Source organism: Spongiimicrobium salis, from assembly GCF_043678055.1.
GTDB lineage: Bacteria > Bacteroidota > Bacteroidia > Flavobacteriales > Flavobacteriaceae > Spongiimicrobium > Spongiimicrobium salis.
In genome coordinates this window covers 1,500,069-1,518,795 of record NZ_JBHEQA010000001.1, presented here as the reverse complement: position 1 = coordinate 1,518,795, position 18,727 = coordinate 1,500,069, and the positions used below count along the sequence as shown (strand labels likewise).

Annotated in this window: 18 protein-coding genes; all 18 read left to right on the top strand. The window is 38.1% G+C overall.

The annotated features are described in order from the left end of the window. The first annotated feature begins 3 nt into the window (after positions 1-3). The gene (locus ACEXOE_RS06870) at positions 4-1,017 is read left to right on the top strand and encodes a hypothetical protein (protein WP_394748002.1); all 1,014 of its coding nucleotides are present in this window, start codon (positions 4-6) and stop codon (positions 1,015-1,017) included. Then, on the top strand, positions 1,001-2,038 hold the full coding sequence (gene rfbB, locus ACEXOE_RS06865) for a dTDP-glucose 4,6-dehydratase (protein ID WP_394748001.1): 1,038 nt from the start codon (positions 1,001-1,003) through the stop codon (positions 2,036-2,038). Before ACEXOE_RS06870 ends, rfbB begins: the two co-directional genes overlap by 17 nt. 1 nt (position 2,039) lies before the next feature. Beyond that, positions 2,040-2,897 (top strand): glucose-1-phosphate thymidylyltransferase RfbA, encoded by an 858-nt coding sequence (rfbA, locus tag ACEXOE_RS06860; RefSeq protein ID WP_394748000.1) that lies wholly within the window; start codon positions 2,040-2,042, stop codon positions 2,895-2,897. A 40-nt stretch (positions 2,898-2,937) separates the two neighbouring features. Next, positions 2,938-3,483, top strand: a complete 546-nt coding sequence (rfbC, locus tag ACEXOE_RS06855) for a dTDP-4-dehydrorhamnose 3,5-epimerase (protein ID WP_394747999.1) — start codon at positions 2,938-2,940, stop codon at positions 3,481-3,483. Then, entirely contained in the window at positions 3,480-4,265 is a 786-nt protein-coding gene (gene rfbD, locus ACEXOE_RS06850) for a dTDP-4-dehydrorhamnose reductase (RefSeq protein WP_394747998.1), read from the top strand. Before rfbC ends, rfbD begins: the two co-directional genes overlap by 4 nt. Before the next feature lie 84 nt (positions 4,266-4,349). Next, entirely contained in the window at positions 4,350-5,429 is a 1,080-nt protein-coding gene (gene gmd, locus ACEXOE_RS06845) for a GDP-mannose 4,6-dehydratase (RefSeq protein ID WP_394747997.1), read from the top strand. 9 nt (positions 5,430-5,438) lie between these two features. Continuing rightward, a complete protein-coding gene (locus ACEXOE_RS06840; RefSeq protein ID WP_394747996.1) occupies positions 5,439-6,605 on the top strand; it encodes a DegT/DnrJ/EryC1/StrS family aminotransferase in 1,167 nt (388 codons plus the stop codon). Then, positions 6,595-7,530, top strand: a complete 936-nt coding sequence (locus ACEXOE_RS06835) for a GDP-L-fucose synthase family protein (RefSeq protein ID WP_394747995.1) — start codon at positions 6,595-6,597, stop codon at positions 7,528-7,530. The genes ACEXOE_RS06840 and ACEXOE_RS06835 overlap by 11 nt, the downstream gene beginning before the upstream one ends. A 107-nt stretch (positions 7,531-7,637) precedes the next feature. After that, positions 7,638-8,909: an MATE family efflux transporter gene (locus ACEXOE_RS06830; RefSeq protein WP_394747994.1), complete on the top strand. Its 1,272-nt coding sequence runs from the start codon at positions 7,638-7,640 to the stop codon at positions 8,907-8,909. Between the two features lie 12 nt (positions 8,910-8,921). Continuing rightward, positions 8,922-9,983, top strand: a complete 1,062-nt coding sequence (locus tag ACEXOE_RS06825; protein WP_394747993.1) for an EpsG family protein — start codon at positions 8,922-8,924, stop codon at positions 9,981-9,983. After that, positions 9,983-10,741, top strand: coding sequence for a glycosyltransferase family 2 protein (locus ACEXOE_RS06820; protein WP_394747992.1), 759 nt, complete (start codon positions 9,983-9,985; stop codon positions 10,739-10,741). The genes ACEXOE_RS06825 and ACEXOE_RS06820 overlap by 1 nt, the downstream gene beginning before the upstream one ends. An 18-nt stretch (positions 10,742-10,759) precedes the next feature. Next, complete coding sequence (locus ACEXOE_RS06815) at positions 10,760-11,305, top strand: acyltransferase (protein WP_394747991.1); 546 nt, start codon at positions 10,760-10,762, stop codon at positions 11,303-11,305. Between the two features lie 4 nt (positions 11,306-11,309). Further along, a complete protein-coding gene (locus tag ACEXOE_RS06810; RefSeq protein ID WP_394747990.1) occupies positions 11,310-12,380 on the top strand; it encodes a glycosyltransferase family 4 protein in 1,071 nt (356 codons plus the stop codon). After that, positions 12,377-14,086 carry an O-antigen ligase family protein gene (locus ACEXOE_RS06805; protein WP_394747989.1) on the top strand — a complete coding sequence of 570 codons (1,710 nt, stop codon included), beginning with the start codon at positions 12,377-12,379 and terminating at the stop codon, positions 14,084-14,086. Before ACEXOE_RS06810 ends, ACEXOE_RS06805 begins: the two co-directional genes overlap by 4 nt. A 1-nt stretch (position 14,087) precedes the next feature. After that, positions 14,088-14,825, top strand: a complete 738-nt coding sequence (locus ACEXOE_RS06800) for a glycosyltransferase family 2 protein (protein ID WP_394747988.1) — start codon at positions 14,088-14,090, stop codon at positions 14,823-14,825. A 28-nt stretch (positions 14,826-14,853) separates the two neighbouring features. Next, positions 14,854-16,221, top strand: coding sequence for a sugar transferase (locus ACEXOE_RS06795; RefSeq protein ID WP_394747987.1), 1,368 nt, complete (start codon positions 14,854-14,856; stop codon positions 16,219-16,221). Between the two features lie 113 nt (positions 16,222-16,334). Continuing rightward, positions 16,335-17,321 (top strand): UDP-glucuronic acid decarboxylase family protein, encoded by a 987-nt coding sequence (locus ACEXOE_RS06790; RefSeq protein WP_394747986.1) that lies wholly within the window; start codon positions 16,335-16,337, stop codon positions 17,319-17,321. Positions 17,322-17,426: 105 nt separating this feature from the next. Continuing rightward, positions 17,427-18,698, top strand: coding sequence for a phosphoribosylamine--glycine ligase (purD, locus tag ACEXOE_RS06785; protein WP_394747985.1), 1,272 nt, complete (start codon positions 17,427-17,429; stop codon positions 18,696-18,698). Positions 18,699-18,727: the final 29 nt, after the last annotated feature.

The following is an 18,727-nucleotide window of genomic DNA, read 5'->3' as shown; positions in this document are numbered from 1 at the left end:
AGAATGGAAAGCGAAAAACCGCAACATAATACATCCGATGAAATAGATTTAGGACAATCGTTTGAACTATTCAAAAAGGGACTTGATTGGGTGTTCAATGGATTCCTAAAATTTGTGCTTTTCCTAAAGAGAAATAGCATTAAAATAGGAATATTATTGGTCGTAGGTCTGCTTACCGGTTACGGTCTCAAGAAAATCCAAAAAAATAACTTTATTGCGGAAGTTATTGTTACCCCTAATTTGGCCAGTAAAGCCTACCTCTATGATGTCATCAACGAAATAAGTGAAAACATACGGACAAAAGACACAGCGTTTGTAGCAGCTCTTGGGATAGAGCTAGAGCATCTGGATTCCTTTGATATTGAAATTCAACCTGTGGGAAATACAAAAACGGAGGCTTCCAGGAACAGTCTGGAATACATGAAGATTTTGGCCAATTATGAATCCAACGGAATCATTCCAGAAATTATACAGACCGAGGTTTTAAATGTGAGCGATTTGAGTCACAGGATAATTTTTTTCTCCACGAATAAGAAAAAATTGCCGGAATATTCTAGAAAAATATTGGATTATATCAATTCCAACACCTATTATGATCAACTTATTAAGGCATATAATGACAATTCAAGGAAGCGGATTGCCCTAAACGAAGTGACATTGCAACAAATTGACGAGTTGATACGTAATTTTTCAAAAAACATGTCTTCTTCGGATACAAATAATCAGACAGGACGTATTGTTTTAGGAGACGATGAAGAATTGAACATATCGGAATTATTGCAATTAAAAAATAGCCTAATCAAAGATAATGAAGGCAACCTACTAGAACTAAAGCGTCGTGTTGATCCGGTTACCGTGGTCAACATCGGAAAACCCTACAGAAATAGAACATCATTTTTTAGTTCTACGATTTTTCTTATTCCTGTTATTTTTCTATCCCTTTTCTTTTTAGGTTCCATAATGAGAATTATTGGGAATAAAGCCAAAGAAATAGAAAATAATGAGCGGGAGCAATAAGATTTCAAAGACCATACTTATTACGGGAGGCGCAGGCTTTATTGGAAGCAACTTCATTCCTTACATGCTCAAAAAAAATGCAGAGGTGAATGTGGTGAATTTGGACAAATTGACCTATGCAGGGAACAAGGCCAATTTAACTGAGGTGGAACAGCTAGAGCGGTACCATTTTATACAGGGAGATATTTGTGATAAGGATGTGCTACAAGGGATTTTTGAAAAATATCACGTCACTGGGGTTATTCATTTTGCAGCCGAATCCCATGTAGACAATTCCATAAGTGGACCGGACAGCTTCATCAAAACAAATATCGAAGGCACATTTAATCTTTTGGAAACGGTTAAAAAACATTGGATAGAAAAACCGTGGGTACCAAAAACAAATTACGAAGAAGCCCGCTTTTACCATATTTCCACAGATGAAGTATATGGCAGTTTAGGAAAAGAAGGTGCATTTAATGAGAAAAGCCCCTATGCGCCCAACAGCCCATATAGTGCTTCCAAGGCTTCCTCAGATTTTTTAGTAAGAAGTTACCATCATACCTATGGCCTAAATACCGTCACAAGCAATTGCTCTAATAATTATGGACCCAAACAACATGATGAGAAATTGATTCCAACCATTATTAGAAAGGCTTTGGAAGGAGCACAAATCCCTATCTATGGTGATGGTCAAAACATTAGGGATTGGCTTTATGTTATAGATCATTGCGAAGGTATTTATAAGGCTTTTACCGAGGGGGTTGCTGGTGAAACCTATGTTATTGGAGGTAATAACGAGCATAACAATTTGAGTATTGCTGAACATATTTGTAGCATTTTAGATGAAAAATTTCCTAAAGAAACAGGAGCTTATAAAGATCAGATTCACTTTGTCAAGGATCGGCCGGGACATGATTTTCGCTATGCGATAAATGCTGATAAAATAGAGACCGAACTAGGATGGAGCGCGAGGGAGAATTTTAATTCCGGACTTCGGAAGACCATAGATTGGTACATTAAAAAATACCAAAAAGTATAGTATGAAAGGAATTATATTGGCAGGAGGCTCCGGAACACGTTTGTATCCCATTACCCTAGCGGTGAGCAAACAGTTGATGCCCATATATGACAAGCCCATGATATATTATCCTTTGGCTACCTTAATGAGCGCAGGAATCAGGGAAATTTTGATCATAACTTCAAAAAATGATGCCCAGGCTTTTCGGAAATTATTAGGTGATGGAACACAGTTGGGGTGTAATTTTCAATATGCCATACAGGAACAGCCCAATGGCCTTGCAGAAGCGTTCATTATTGGCGAAAGCTTTATGGGAGAGGATAAGGTAGCGCTTATCTTGGGAGATAATATTTTTTATGGTTCTGGCTTGGCTAAATTGTTACAAGAGAACAATGAGCCCGAAGGGGGGATTATTTATGGATATCATGTCCAAGACCCGGAACGTTATGGCGTGGTAGAATTTGACCATGAAGGAAATGCCATTTCAATAGAGGAAAAACCCAGCAAACCTAAATCGAAATACGCTGTACCAGGTATTTATTTTTATGATAACGAAGTTATTGAGATAGCAAAGAACATAAAACCCAGTGAACGTGGAGAACTTGAGATTACGGATATCAACAAAGCCTATTTGCAAAAAGGAAAATTAAAAGTCAGTATTTTGGATAGAGGCACAGCTTGGCTAGATACAGGCACCTTTAATTCCCTAATGCAAGCCTCTCAGTTTGTAGAAGTCATTGAGGAGCGACAAGGCCTTAAAATAGGTGCTATTGAAGAGGTAGCCTATACCATGGGATATATTAGCAAGAAACAATTGCATCATTTGGCAGAACCCTTATTGAAAAGTGGCTATGGAGATTATTTGATGCAGTTGCCATAAACACCAAAGAACAGCCCGAGCCATATAAATTGATATTGACGTGAAAGCCATAGAGACCCCGATTCCCGATTGCTTTATCATAGAGCCCACAATTTTTTCTGATGATAGAGGCACATTTTTTGAATCGTATCAAAAAGAGCGATTTGAAAGTGCTATAGGCCGACAAGTAGATTTTGTACAGGACAATCAATCCATGTCTAAAAAAGGAGTTCTAAGAGGGCTCCATTTCCAAGAAGGGATCCATGCCCAGGCCAAGCTAATTCGTGTACTTCAGGGAGAAGTGTTGGACGTTATTGTAGATATTCGCAAAGATAGCCCCGCCTTTGGAACACATTTTAAGATATTCTTAAAAGCAAGTAAACCCCAAATGCTTTTTATTCCCAGAGGGATAGCACATGGGTTTTTAAGTTTGACCGAAGAAACTATCTTCTCCTATAAATGTGACAATTACTACCATCAAAAAGCAGAAAATGGCATTGTATTCAATGACCCCGATTTAGGTATAGATTGGGAATTCCCGCAAGAACAAATGCTATTGTCACAAAAAGACCTGGAATTACCATCCCTTAAAAAGCTTGGTTTATGAGCCTTCGAATATTGGTCACGGGATCACATGGGCAATTGGGAAGTTGCATCCGGAAAATAGCGGCCTCTTACCCCCATATAGATTTTAGTTTTTCCACAACGACAACCTTGGATATTACCAAAACTTCTATGGTTTCGAAGGTATTTGAAAATGGAAATTTCAATTTTTGTATTAATGCCGCTGCGTATACCAATGTTGAACAAGCGGAAAAAACGCCGAAACCTGCCTTTGAGATTAATGGGGAAGGAGTCAAAAACATAGCAGAAGCCTGTGCAAAATATCAGGTGACCCTGATTCATATTTCCACGGACTATGTTTTTGATGGAGAGAAAAACACTCCCTATACCGTGGATGATGCGGTAGGCCCTATCAACGAATACGGGAAATCAAAGTTGGCAGGAGAAATACATATACAAGCGCTTCTAGAACGCTATTTTATTGTAAGAACCTCATGGTTATATTCAGAATTCGGACATAATTTTTACAAAACTATTGTTCGGAAAGCAAAAGAGGAAGATGTATTATGGGTCACGGAACAAGAAATAGGCTGCCCAACAGATGCCAATAATCTGGCTCGATTTATCATCGAAAATTTAATTCTAGAGTCAAAAGCTTATGGGGTCCATCATTTTACAGATGGAGAAGTGATGAGTTGGTACGGTTTTGCGAAGAAGATTGTTGATGAGCTTGGAGTTAAAGTTAAGGTTGAGTCCAAGAATTACCCTACTTTTGCCAAAAGACCAAAATATTCTGTTCTAGATATTGGAGTAAAGCAACCTTAATGCAGGTCCTTTATCTTTATTACATACGTATAACCACAGACAAAACAAAAACTGCAAACGAAAGATAGACACAAGAATTTACAAATGAAAAAAGCACTAATCACTGGAATAACCGGACAAGATGGATCTTTCTTGGCCGAATTTCTAATAGAAAAAGGATATGAAGTTCACGGTATTATAAGGCGTAGTTCTTCATTTAATACCGAAAGAATAGAGCACTTATATATTGAAGAATTGATCAGGGATTTACATTCGCAACGAAAGATTACGCTGCACTATGGAGATATGACCGATTCCTCCAACCTTATTCGACTCGTACAGCAAACCCAACCCGATGAGATCTATAATTTGGCAGCGCAATCGCATGTCAAAGTTTCTTTTGATCTACCCGAATATACGGCAGAGACCGATGCCGTAGGGACGCTTCGTCTTTTGGAAGCCATTCGCATATGCGGATTGGAAAAGAAAACCAGGATTTACCAAGCCTCTACTTCCGAATTATATGGAAAAGTGCAAGAAATCCCACAAAGTGAGACCACACCATTTTATCCCAGAAGCCCTTATGGCGTGGCAAAAATTTATGCTTTTTGGATTACCAAGAATTACAGGGAGTCCTATGGAATGTTTGCTGTTAATGGTATTTTGTTCAATCATGAATCGGAACGAAGGGGTGAAACTTTTGTAACCAGAAAAATTACGTTGGCGGCTTCCCGTATCGCCAGTGGAAAACAAGAGAAGTTGTACTTGGGAAACCTGGACTCCTTGCGCGATTGGGGATATGCCAAAGATTATGTAGAATGTATGTGGTTAATGCTACAACATGATACCCCGGAGGATTTTGTAATAGCCACCGGAAAACAGATTTCGGTTAAATATTTCTGTGAACTGGCTTTTAAAGAAGCAGGCATCTCAATTCGTTGGGAAGGAGAAGGCGTAGATCAAAAAGGAATTGATGAAAGCACCGGGAAAATCTTGATCGAAGTGGATGAAAAATACTTTAGACCCGCCGAAGTAGATACCTTATTGGGAGACCCTTCCAAGGCGAGGAAATTATTGGGATGGAGTTCGGACAACACCCCCATTGAGCAATTGGTAAAGATCATGATGAAAAGTGATATGAAAATAGCTCAAAAAGAAGCTACAATTAAACAATCATTTGACTAACCTTAGAGCATGAGATATACATTATCCGACAATACCTGGGACGAAAAAGAATATGAAGCCCTAAATGGTGTCATTGCCTCCGGGTTCTTTTCCATGGGAGAAAAAGTAAAGGAATTTGAAATTGCCTTTGCCAAGAAATTTAAAGTAAAATATGCTATAATGTCCAATTCAGGCTCCTCGGCCAACTTACTGGCCATTGCAGCCTTAGTCTATTCCAAGCGCTTGTCCAAGGGAGATGAGGTGCTGGTTCCAGCGGTCTCTTGGAGTACCACCTATTTTCCATTAAGTCAACATCAGCTAAAATTAAAATTTATTGATGTGGACAAGAATACTTTTAATATGGATATAGCTCAAATAGAGGCTGCCATAACTGCTCGTACTAAAGCTATTTTTGCAGTAAATCTTCTTGGAAACCCAAACCATTTTGATGCATTGACAGCCATATGTGAGAAGCATAACCTTATTTTAATAGAGGATAATTGTGAATCCATGGGGGCGGTGTACAAGGAGAAAGCTTTGGGAACCATAGGAACTTTGGGAACCTATTCTACATTTTATTCCCATCACATCTGTACCATGGAAGGTGGTGTAACGGTAACCGATGATGAAGAATTGTACCATTATATGCTGTCTATACGATCACATGGGTGGACTAGACATTTACCAGATAATAGCAGCATCTATCAGAAAAAGGAGGATTCCTTTTATGAGAGCTTTAATTTTATTATGCCGGGCTATAATCTTCGCCCCTTGGAAATGGAAGGTGCCCTGGGTATAGAACAATTAAAAAAACTCGATGGGATCATTGCCCAAAGAAGAGCGAATGCAGCGTATTTTAAGGCACAAATGGATGGTTTGGAAGGATATAGGACCCAAACCGAGGTGGAGCAGAGTTCATGGTTTGGTTTTGCTATTTTAATGGAAGGGAAAAATTCAGGGAGAAGGGCCGAACTTATTGCACAGCTCAATGCCAAGGAAATTGACGTGAGACCAATAGTTACGGGTAACTTCACCAGAAACAAAGCCATTGAGTACTTGGACTATGAGATTCATGGAAACTTAAAAAATGCCGATGAGATACATGACGAAGGATTTTTTGTAGGGAATCATTCAAAAAACAATTTTGACAAAGTAGATGTCTTGATCAATACTTTAAAAGCATTTAATGGAGCTTAATTCTAAAATTTATGTAGCCGGCCATAACGGAATGGTGGGCTCTGCTATTGTTCGTGCCTTGGAACACAGAGGTTATACCAATGTCATTTATAGGCGTTCCTCGGAACTGGACCTAAAGAACCAAACTGGAGTCCATAAATTTTTTGCCGAAGAAAGACCGGATTATGTGTTTTTGGCCGCAGCCAAAGTAGGGGGTATCGGGGCGAATATAGAACGCCCAGCGGAGTTTTTATATGACAACCTATTGATTAATTCCAATGTAATTCATGCAGCCTATGAACATCAAGTAAAGAAACTGCTGTTTTTAGGAAGTTCCTGCATCTATCCAAGGCTTAGCGAACAGCCTATGAAAGAGGAATATCTTTTGGATGGAAAACTAGAACCGACCAATGAAGGCTATGCTTTGGGAAAAATTATTGGCATAAAATTATGCGAATATTACAACAAGCAATATGGGACCACTTATATTTCTGCAATGCCCCCGAATCTATACGGAGAGAACGATAATTTTGACCCTAAACATTCCCATGTCATCGCTGCATTGATACGTAAGTTCCATGAAGCTAAAGTCAATGATAGTAAAGAAGTAGTAATATGGGGTACGGGAAGCGCAAGAAGAGAATTTTTGTACGTGGATGACGCTGCAGAAGCTTGTTTGTTCCTTATGGAAAATTATAATAAGTCCGAACACATCAACATTGGAAGTAGTGAGGACATCAGTATTTTGGAACTTGCCGAATTGATAAAAACAGTGGTAGGATATAAAGGCCCCATCGTAAAGGACACGACCAAACCAGATGGAATGCCCAGAAAATTGATGGACAGTTCAAAAATATTGGCAATGGGCTGGAAATATAAGCTCAATCTAAAAGAGGGAATAGAAAAGACCTATGCACTCTTTTTAAACCAATTACAGGTGACCTAAGGTAATAATTGATTACTAGACAAAGCCTTGACCTCATAGGGAATATGAACCGAAACCGAATTCAAAAAAACAATATCAGCCTGGGATTATTGTTCAAAGCTATAGCAATGGCATTGAACTTTCTTTTGGTGCCCATTCTGATTGTTTTTTTAGATAAGGTAGCCTACGGTATTTGGGTCACTGTTTTTTCTATAGTGAATTGGATATTTACTTTTGACATTGGTATAGGGCAGGGTCTTAGAAACAAGCTCACAGAGGCACTCTCCCGCAATGATCGGGCAACAGCCTCCGCACTGGTCAGTACAGCCTATATCTTAATGACGATTTTTGCCGTGGTCATCCTGATCATAGGAACAATCCTTATTTTAGTGATTGATTTCCAGCAGGCACTGAATTATACTGCCGAGGCAAATGGGTATCTGCAATTATTTGTCTTTCTGTCCCTAGTTTTTACTGTTTTGAATTTTATTTTAAGCCTGTACAAGAAACTATACTTGGCCATACATCAATCCTATGTCATAGAGTTGGTCAGTAGTATTTTTTTAAGTGCATATCTGCTTTGTATATTTCTTCTCAACAGCTTTGGACAATCGGGAAACCTCATTACCCTGATCCTAATTTTTGGACTCTTAAATATTGTGATTTCCATTACCGCTACAATTCTTTTTTTTAGAACCAAAAAAGAACTGGGAATGCGATCTGGTTACTTCAATAAAACATTGGCCAAATCGCTCTTTGGCTTAGGAAGTAATTTTTTTTTAATCAATATTAGTTTATTAATAATACTATCTACGGATAACATTATTATTTCCAATATGCTAGGCCCTTCCTTTGTAACAGATTATACGGTGGTGCAAAGGCTTTTTCAATTACTCGTTGTTGGGTTTGGCGTAATATTGGCAGCTTCATGGGGACTGTATTCCGAAGCTATAGTGAAGAAGGATTATGATTGGATCTACGGCAACTTAAAAAAAATGAACCTGCTCTATCTCGCCATTTTTGTTGTTGGAATTGGGCTGTTTTTTTGCATAGATCTGGTGCTGAACATATGGCTTGGAGATACCCCAATACACCTCCCGGAGGGCCTGGTTTTGGGCAATTTGATCTATGCCTTAATGTTTTGCTTTACCAATATCTATTTTTATTTTATCAATGCCACGGGAAAAATCAAACTTCAAATGTATCTTTATATCATTGGGGCTATCATAAACATTCCCTTATCCATATACTTGGTCGGAGTTTTAGAAAGTAGTACCGGTGTAATACTATCCACTATAATATGCACACTGCCCTTGACTATTGCAATGCCCATCCAAACTAAGCTTATTTTGAGTAATTTTAGAAAAGGAAATATTGCCAAAAAACCCGATGGAATTTAAGAATAACAACACATGATTATTTATATCTTCTTCTTTTTAGTGGTTTTTGCGTTGCTTCGGTTTCAGCAAATTCAAAAAGTAAGGGGCTTAAATTTTTATGCATTGGCCTACAGTCTTATTTTTCTGTTTTGTGCCCTGCGCTTTGATGTTGGTTTTGACTATGCCTATTATTTTGAACTCCTTACAAAACAGGCCGATTTTTACGAAGATAAATTTGCCCGTATAGAGTATATAAATCAGCTGTTAATTGGGATTTCCCAAAAGATAGGCCTCCCTCAATTCTATTTTATACTAACGTCTTTCATTATTGTCATATGTACCTATAAGACTCTAAAAAGAGATAGCAAGGATTTTGTAATTTCTTCGCTTGTCTTTCTCTCTTTTCCAATCTTTTTTCTAAACTCCTTGTCGATCATAAGACAATATGTTGCCGTATGTATTGTCTTTTATGGATTTAAATTCATAAAAAAAAGGAAATTAGTACCCTATCTCGCTATCATTGGAGTCGCTTTTTTATTTCATAGATCTGCCGTTATTGCAGTTGTGCTGTACTGGCTTTACCATAGGAAAATAGAAAACATCTACTATGTGATCATCTACTTTGCTGGCCTGTTTTCCTCTAAATTGGCCTATTTGGTCGTTGCCTACATATTTCCGCAATACCTGCAATATTTGGATCGTAGAATTGGAACGGGCGGAGACAAAGTCCTGCTGTTTTTTCAATTGATAGGCCTTGTTTTATTGCTTTTGGTCAATAGGAAAAAAACAGCCTATGAGAACTATAATTTTTATATGACCTCTTTTTTTGTAGGACTCTTTATTTGGTCCAGCCTCTCTCCTTACGGACATGCAGGATTTCGAGGAGCTTTATACTTTATGGTCTTTTTTATGTTACTTTTACCCGAAATTCTTGATTTGATAAAAGAGCGAAAAGTATTAAAACAAATGGTATATTATATGTCCTTTGTTTTTTTTATATTTTCATTATGGCTGGGAACAAAAAATGAAACCAAGGACCCCAATATTCCCTATCGGGTATTTTTTTTAACGGACACAACAATATATAAGGAATAATGACAACAACCGACCATGCCCCTTTGGTAAGTATTATTACCATAACCTACAATAGTGAAGCCACCTTAACAGACACTTTTGAATCGTTATTGCAACAGACGTACAAGAATTTTGAATGTATCATCGTAGATGGAAAATCTTCCGATAGCACCTTGTCCATTGTTAAATCATATAGCGAAAAACTGACGGAAAGAGGAATCTCCTATCAATTCATAAGCGAAAAAGATAAAGGAATTGCCGATGCCTGGAACAAGGGCTTAAAATTGGCAAAAGGAAGTATCATTGGAATGCTTAATTCAGATGATTGGTATGATGATAACGCCATTGCCAATGCAGTGGCTTGCTTGGACGACACCGCTTTGGAACTCTCGTACGGAATATGCAAAAGAGTTGATGAGAACAAAGAACTCATTGAAGTCATGGATGTTGTTTTTAACCCAAATAGAATTTATCTAAACTTTGGCTTTTCATATACGACCTGTTTTATGACCCGCAAGGTAATCGACGAAATTGGAGGTTTCAACTTGGACTATAAAATTGCTATAGATACCGATTTCCTCTTGAGGGCATTTAAAAAAAAGGTGCTTTTTAAAAAGTGCAATAACATTACCTATATGCGTTTGGGGGGAGTGAGCACAAAATTTGAAAAAGCGGCATTGTTGGAACATCAGACGGCCCTTAAAAACAATGGCTTTAATACGCTATTGATTTGGATTTTTGGAGTAATAAAGAAAAGCTATCTTTATTTAAAAAAATAACGCTAATAGTGTTTATTCATGATAAAAAATATATTGCGGTACCCGTTTTATTTCCTTATAAACTACCTGCCCAATCATATCGTCAATAAAATCCCTTTTTATACCATAAGGCATGCGTATTATAAACTCATACTGAAAATACGAATAGGTAAAGGCAGTAGTATTCATATGAATACTTTTATCAATAGGAACAAGATTAGCATAGGAGAGAATACCGCAATTAATAGACGATGCTATCTGGATGGTAGAGGAGGACTTTCCATAGGAAATAATGTTTCTATATCGCCCGAGGTTCATCTTATTACGGCGAGTCACGACGCCAACAGTGAGGATTTTCAATATTACAGCAAAGCAATAACCATTGAAGATTATGTCTGGATAGGGACTAGGGCCACGGTGTTACCCGGTGTTACACTGGGCAAAGGCTGTGTGGTCGCTACAGGTGCGGTAGTGAGCAAAGACGTTTCTCCCTATACCATTGTGGGTGGCGTTCCCGCAAAGAAAATAGGGGAAAGAACAAATAAACTGACCTATAATTGCCGTTGGTTCCCACCATTTGATTGATGTTATGGACAAAAAAGCTATAGTCATAGTTGATTTCAATGGGAGCTCCCCAACCTACACGCATTATTTTTCAATGCCTTTTAGCAAGCAGGGCCATAAGGTCCAAATATTGGGGCATAGAAATGCAGAGGACCTTAAAATTTATAAAGAAACCCTTCCCTATATCGGCTTTAAAACACCGAGCAAGCTGTTAAACTACTTTTTAAATTGGTCGCTGTTGTTATTGAAGGCAAAATCATTTGATGTCATTCATATTCAATGGCTGCAATTTTTAAAATTTTCAAGTTTTGAGCTTTGGTGCCTTCGTTTACTCAAAGCCAGAAACAAACAGGTATTTTATACGGTCCATAATATATATCCCCACAATGAATCCAGAAAAAAAATTAAAAGACGATATGACCGTCTTTATGCCCTACTCAATAATTTGGTGGTGCATACTGAGGCCACCGCCACGCGATTTACTACCAAATATCCGGACAAAAAAATAATTAAGATAGACCACGGTTTATTTTACTCGGGATTTGGAGCCCTTGATATTCCTGAAGAACCACAAATGGCTATGTTGGGGATGATTTCTCCGTACAAAGGATATGAAGATGTGCTGTTGGCCATGAAAGAAATGAAAAAAGGGGCCAAGCAGTTTTCCCTTCATATCGAAGGCTCTGGAAATCCAGAGTATATTGCACAACTTAGGGAAAAGATCAAGGCACTAGATCTGGATGAGGTTGTGACGATTAAAGAAGGGTATATTAAAGTGGATCGTCTTATCGCTTTGTACAAAAAATCTTTTGTAACCTTAATGCCCTATAAAAAAATTGAACAAAGCGGCGTTCTTTTTACCTCTTTTGGTCTTAATGTTCCCGTGGTAGGCTATAATGTAGGAGGGGTTCAAGATGTGCTTCGGGATAAAATATATGGAAGACTGGTAGAAAAGGGTAATATTGAAGCGTTTATAGAAGCCGTGTATTGGACATATGAACATAAAAAAACACTGCACGAGAAGCTCAAAAAGAATGAATATAGATATCTTTGGGATAATACGGCCACGACCTTACTCAAACATTATTTTTCATGAAAAATAGTACGGATACATTTTCTTGGAAAAAAATTCGCTTTTTCTGCTTATTGCTGGTTCCGGTCACCTTGTTTCTTCCAATAAACATAAATAGTATCATCATTATTCTGACGATATTGTTGTTTTCCAAGAAAATATATGAACACCGAAAAGAAGGGAAACGGTACAAAAAACACTTTTTGTTTTCGTATCTATTTGTAGTGAGCGTTTTAATCGCGGTATTAATTGATTTGTACTACGGGATATTTTACCCCAATTTTTTAGAAAGAATTATTCCGTTCGTTGTTTTGCCACTTGTTTTCTTTCTTGGGGTACCTAAAGATTTCAAGGCATTTAAACTCATTAAATGGTTCAGTTATAGTATTACTGTCATGAATCTTATTCTGATTCTTTTTGCAGGGATAACTTTTTTAAAAAACAGTAACACCAATATTTTTATAGATGATTCTTGGATTAAGACGGGGCTTGAGGTTGTGGAAAATAGCACTATTGAGGCACCCAATGGGAAACAAACGGGAATAAAAGTGATAGAAACTGCCGGCCGTAGTTCACATGACCTAATTAAGAACGACTATCAGGGCAATTTTTCGGAAAAGAAGTACTTCCGGAGTATTTTTCTGAAATATGCAGAACGGGAATGGGTATTGATAAGACAATATGATGGAATAACCCATAAAGGAGTATGGTTTAATATCAAAGAAGGGTTTATAGGAAAAAAAGAAAATGGCCTGGATGCACTCATAGAGGATTATGGAAATGGCTGGTTTAAGTGTAGTGTACTAAATACAACGGCGGAAAAAGCCTCTAAAGAACGAATACAATTATCTATTGTTAATGGAAACGAAAGCTATAGGCACCAAGGAGATGGAAAAAGCGGCCTTTATGTTTGGGGAGCTCAAATAGGGGAACAATCAGAAATGACACAGGCCCTTCCTTCCGACATCAACTTAAACTTTAGAAGTTTTTCACGTACGGACTTGTTATCCGTCTTAGCGGTCCACCCCTCCTACTATGCACTCTTTTTGTTGGTGGCAATTGTCTATTTTGTTCTAGAGTTATTTACAAAAGTAAGATGGTCTACGGTAGGAATCCTTATTTTTAATGTGCTCATTGTGCTGCTGATTTCGTCCAAAGGAGCTATCGTTTCTTTAATTGGGCTTTTGGTAATCCTGTCGATTTTGACCTTGGTGAAACGTCAAAAAATAGCATTTCCCCTGATGTTATTTACGGGGGGTATTATCCTGGCATGCGCAACCATTCCCTTTTTGAACCAACGAATTACGCAATCCGTGGAAACAGTGCTATACGACAAGCACGAAAACCTGAGTACTTCAAAGCGATTAATGGTTTGGAAAGCTATTTCAGAATTTGAAACCAAACAGCTGGTTTTTGGGTTGGGGAAGAAAAATGGAAGAATGCTGTTAAATGACAAAGTAAAAGCAGATTTAAATGCCCATAATCAATATTTGGAAGCATTGTTAATGAGCGGGGCGATAGGCCTTGTTTGTGTAGTATTGTATCTGCTATCACCATTGTTTTTTATGGGAGGTTTAGGAGATCGGGAGCGTATTTTTATAATTGGATTGGTTACTCTGGTCATGTGTAGCGCCTTATTTGAGAGTATTTTAAATAGACAATGGGGAATTGTGTTTGTATCGTTTTTCTATGCTTTGGCAATTCGGGAAAAAATAATAAAATCAATATAAGATGGTCTCGATTATCACTCCTGTACATAATTCTGAAAAGTTTGTTTTGGAATGTATGGATTCAGTGCGATCCCAAACGTATGCAGAATGGGAGCATATTTTAGTGGATGATTGCTCAACAGATAAAAGTGCTGAAATAATAATGAAGAGCGCCAAAAAGGATGGGCGGATAAAATATATCGGACTAAAAGAGAATAGTGGAGCGGGAGTTGCTAGAAATACGGCCATTAAGGCTGCCACGGGAAATTTTATCGCTTTTTTGGATAGTGATGACCAGTGGTATCCGGAAAAACTGGAAAGACAACTTGCCTTCATGAAGGAAAACAACAGTCAATTTTCCTTTACCTCTTATGACAAAGTGGATGAAGAGGGGAAAAAACTCCCGAAAAAAGTAAATTGTAAAAGGCTTATAACGTATAAGACTGCCTTGTATAAGAACCCCATTGGATGTCTTACGGTAATGTATAGTGTAGACTTCTTTGGAAAACAATACATGCCCTCCATACGAAAAAGACAAGATTATGCCTTGTGGTTAAAATTATTGAAAAAAACAGAGGGCCATGGTCTACAGGAATACTTGTCTACTTATAGGGTAAGAACAGGTTCTATTTCATCCAATAAATTAGAATTGCTCTCTTATGAATGGAAAATTTATAGGGAGGAAGAGGGCCTATCTTTTGTAAAATCCCTCTTTTATATAGTTTCGGCCATTTTTTTAAAAATGAAGAGTTATTTTTGACGAAAACAAACCTGTTTTCCATCTTACAATGGCACGACCATCGATTTTAAATTCCTTAGAGCGCAAATTCATTCTTCTTGTTGGGGATATGTTCATAATTTTGGCTTCGCTCAATGTTTTGGTCAATTATGGGGTCAATCAAGATGCGATAGAGACCAGCGAGAAAATTACACTTTTTGTCATGGGTGTATTTACTTATATTTCCTTGGCGTACATTTTGGATTTTTACAATTTGGAAAAAGTATCTAAAAGGAGGTATACCATTTCCCAGTCCTTATACATTTCCGTATTGTACGTATTCCTAGTATTTCTCTTGGCTGTATTTTTTTTCGATGTGGGCTTTTGGAGAATTCCGCTGCTATTTTTCTTATTGCTTACACCTATTGAAATAGCGCTATGGCGCTTTTTTTTCGGAAATGTCTTTCGTATTATTCCAGTGACCAAAAAAGTACTGTATATCTATGGAAACGGAACGGAAGGCAGTTTAAAAGACGATATAGAGACTATTGATGGAAAGGACATGAAAACCTTCTATAAGGTAAAATTAACCTATTCCATTGACCAGAACACTTTGGACAACAAGCAGTTTTTTCTATCCGCTACCGATAAAATTGATGCTTGGATCATTAATACAAGGAACTATACCAATTTCCCCAAAGACTTGGAAAATATTTTGTTGAAATCCATACTTCAGGGAAAGGAGGTCATCTCCTATACCTCCTTCTATGAAAACACCTATGAGGCCATGCCCATAAAATCCCATAATGATAGTTTTTATGAGATATTACAGCTTAAAAACAGAAGAATACGGTATTTACAGCGCCTGTTCAGTTTTGCCGTGAATTTTCTGCTTTCGCTATTGGTGGGAGTGATTTTTGCCTTGTGTACACCTTTCGTTTTTGTATTGAATCTATTTTTTAATAGAGGCCCTCTTTTTTACACGCAGAAAAGAGTTGGACAATACGGAAAGGAGTTTAAAATATATAAATTCCGCTCTATGGTCGTAGATGCAGAGAAAACAGGGGCTAAGATGGCCACGAAAAATGATTCCAGGGTTACGCCCTTTGGCAAAATACTTCGTGTTTTTAGAGTAGATGAACTTCCCCAGATTATTTCTGTAATCCGGAACGATATGCAATTTATAGGCCCCCGGCCCGAACGAAAGGTTTTTGTGAAAGAACTGAATAAGTTGACACCTTTTTACAATGTCAGGCACTTAATTAAACCTGGAATCACGGGTTGGGCACAGGTAAAGTACAAGTACGGGGAAAATCTAGAAGATTCCATTAAGAAATTGGAGTATGACCTTTATTATATAAAAAACAAGTCGATTACCCTAGATCTGAGAATTATTTTTAAAACCGTAACTACGGTCTTGTTCTCAAGAGGCGTCTAAGGATGTTGAGTTTTATCCAATGAATATGATTTTAAACAGAAATAATTGGTCAAAGCTTAGGATACCATTATTTTTGAAAGCAATACATAAACCAAATAAATAGGGGGTAAAGAATGAAAAAAATACTCATTACGGGTGCTGCAGGATTTCTGGGATCGCATTTATGCGATCGTTTTATTCATGAGGGTTTTCATGTCATTGGGATGGACAACCTCATAACCGGGGACTTGAAAAATATTGAACACCTCTTCCACCTAGAGCAATTTGAATATTATCATCACGATGTGACCAAGTTTGTCCATGTCCCAGGAGAGTTGGACTATATTTTACACTTTGCGTCTCCTGCCAGTCCCATCGATTATCTTAAAATTCCCATTCAAACCCTAAAAGTAGGGGCATTGGGAACACATAACCTTCTTGGATTGGCCAAAGAAAAAAAAGCGCGTATTCTTATCGCTTCTACTTCCGAGATTTACGGTGATCCCTTGGTACATCCGCAAACAGAGGAATACTATGGAAACGTAAATACTATTGGCCCTAGGGGAGTATATGATGAAGCCAAACGTTTTCAGGAATCCATCACTATGGCCTATCATCGTTTTCATGGTATAGAAACCCGTATCGTTCGGATTTTTAATACCTATGGCCCGCGAATGCGTTTGAACGATGGAAGGGTAATCCCTGCTTTTATGGGGCAAGCACTTCGAGGCGAAGATCTTACCATATTTGGAGATGGTTCACAAACACGTTCTTTTTGTTATGTAGACGATGAGATTGAAGGAATTTATCGCCTTTTAATGAGTGATTATGTATATCCTATAAATATTGGTAACCCCCATGAAATAACCATCAGAGACTTTGCGGAAGAAATTATAAAACTGACCGGTACCAATCAGAAAATAGTGTATAAACCCTTGCCGCAAGATGATCCCATGCAGCGGCAACCCGACATTTCCAAGGCGAAGGAGATTTTGGGCTGGGAACCAAAAATAGGGAGAGAAGAAGGAATGAGAAAAACCTTTGAATACTTCAAAACACTTTCGAAAGAAGACTTGGAAAAAACAGAACATCGCGATTTTACCACCAGGAATAAAAGGTAATCTTTGTAACCAGACTTGAAATAAAATAAGGATTCGCTTTAAATTCTGGATTGTGGACTGTCATATGTGCCGAGCAAAATGTATTTTTGGGCAAATTTTGAACAGATGAACATCCTTATCCTTGGTGCTGGCGGTAGAGAACATACGCTTGCCTGGAAACTGAAACAAAGCCCAAAACTCCAAAACTTATTTATTGCTCCGGGGAATGCTGGTACGGCTAGCATAGGAGAAAATATACCTATTGGTGTAAATGATTTTTCAGCGATCAAGGAGCAGGTCTTGTTCCATGAGGTCAATATGGTGGTTGTTGGTCCAGAAGACCCTTTGGTCAATGGAATTCACGATCTATTTCTGAATGACCCGGAACTGAAGCATATCCCAGTAATAGGCCCCGAAAAAGCAGCGGCAACTTTAGAAGGAAGTAAAGAGTTTGCAAAGCAGTTCATGGAACGGCATCAAATTCCTACCGCGGCCTATAAAAGCTTTACCTCAAAAAATTTAGAGGAGGGATATCAGTTTTTGGAATCCTTAAAACCTCCGTATGTATTAAAAGCAGATGGACTTGCCGCGGGGAAGGGAGTACTGATTCTTGAAGATTTGGCGGACGCAAAAAAAGAACTGGCGGCGATGCTCCTTGACGAAAAATTTGGGAATGCAAGTACTACTGTGGTTATTGAAGAGTTTTTATCGGGAATTGAACTCAGTTGTTTTGTATTGACAGATGGACAACATTACAAGGTTTTGCCTACGGCAAAGGATTATAAACGTATAGGAGAAGGAGATACAGGACTGAATACAGGTGGTATGGGGGCTATTTCCCCTGTCCCTTTTGCCGAAGGGGCTTTTATGGATAAAGTACACCAGCGCATTGTTAAACCGACTGTAGAAGGTCTTAAAAAGGATAATTTGCCTTATGTTGGATTTATTTTCATTGGTTTGATTAAAGTAGGAGACGATCCTTTTGTTATTGAATATAACGTGCGTATGGGAGATCCAGAGACCGAAGTGGTCATCCCTAGAATAAAAAATGACCTTGTAGACCTCTTCCAGGCTATGGCCAACCAAACATTGGATAGGATAGACCTCCAAATTGATGCTAGAACGGCCACAACGGTTATGACCGTTTCCGGAGGCTATCCGGAAGCCTATAAAAAAGGCAAAGAAATTAAAGGTTTGGAAGAGATATCAGATGCTTTGGTATTTCATGCAGGGACTCAAATAAAGGAAGGAAAAATAGTGACCAATGGCGGAAGGGTAATAGCTGTTACGGCCTATGGCTCTACAATGACCGAAGCTTTGACAACATCATATCAAAACATCGAAAAACTAGATTTTGAAGGGATGTATTACAGAAAAGACATTGGATTTGATCTTTAAATCGAATCCAATGTCTTTTTATTAGTTAC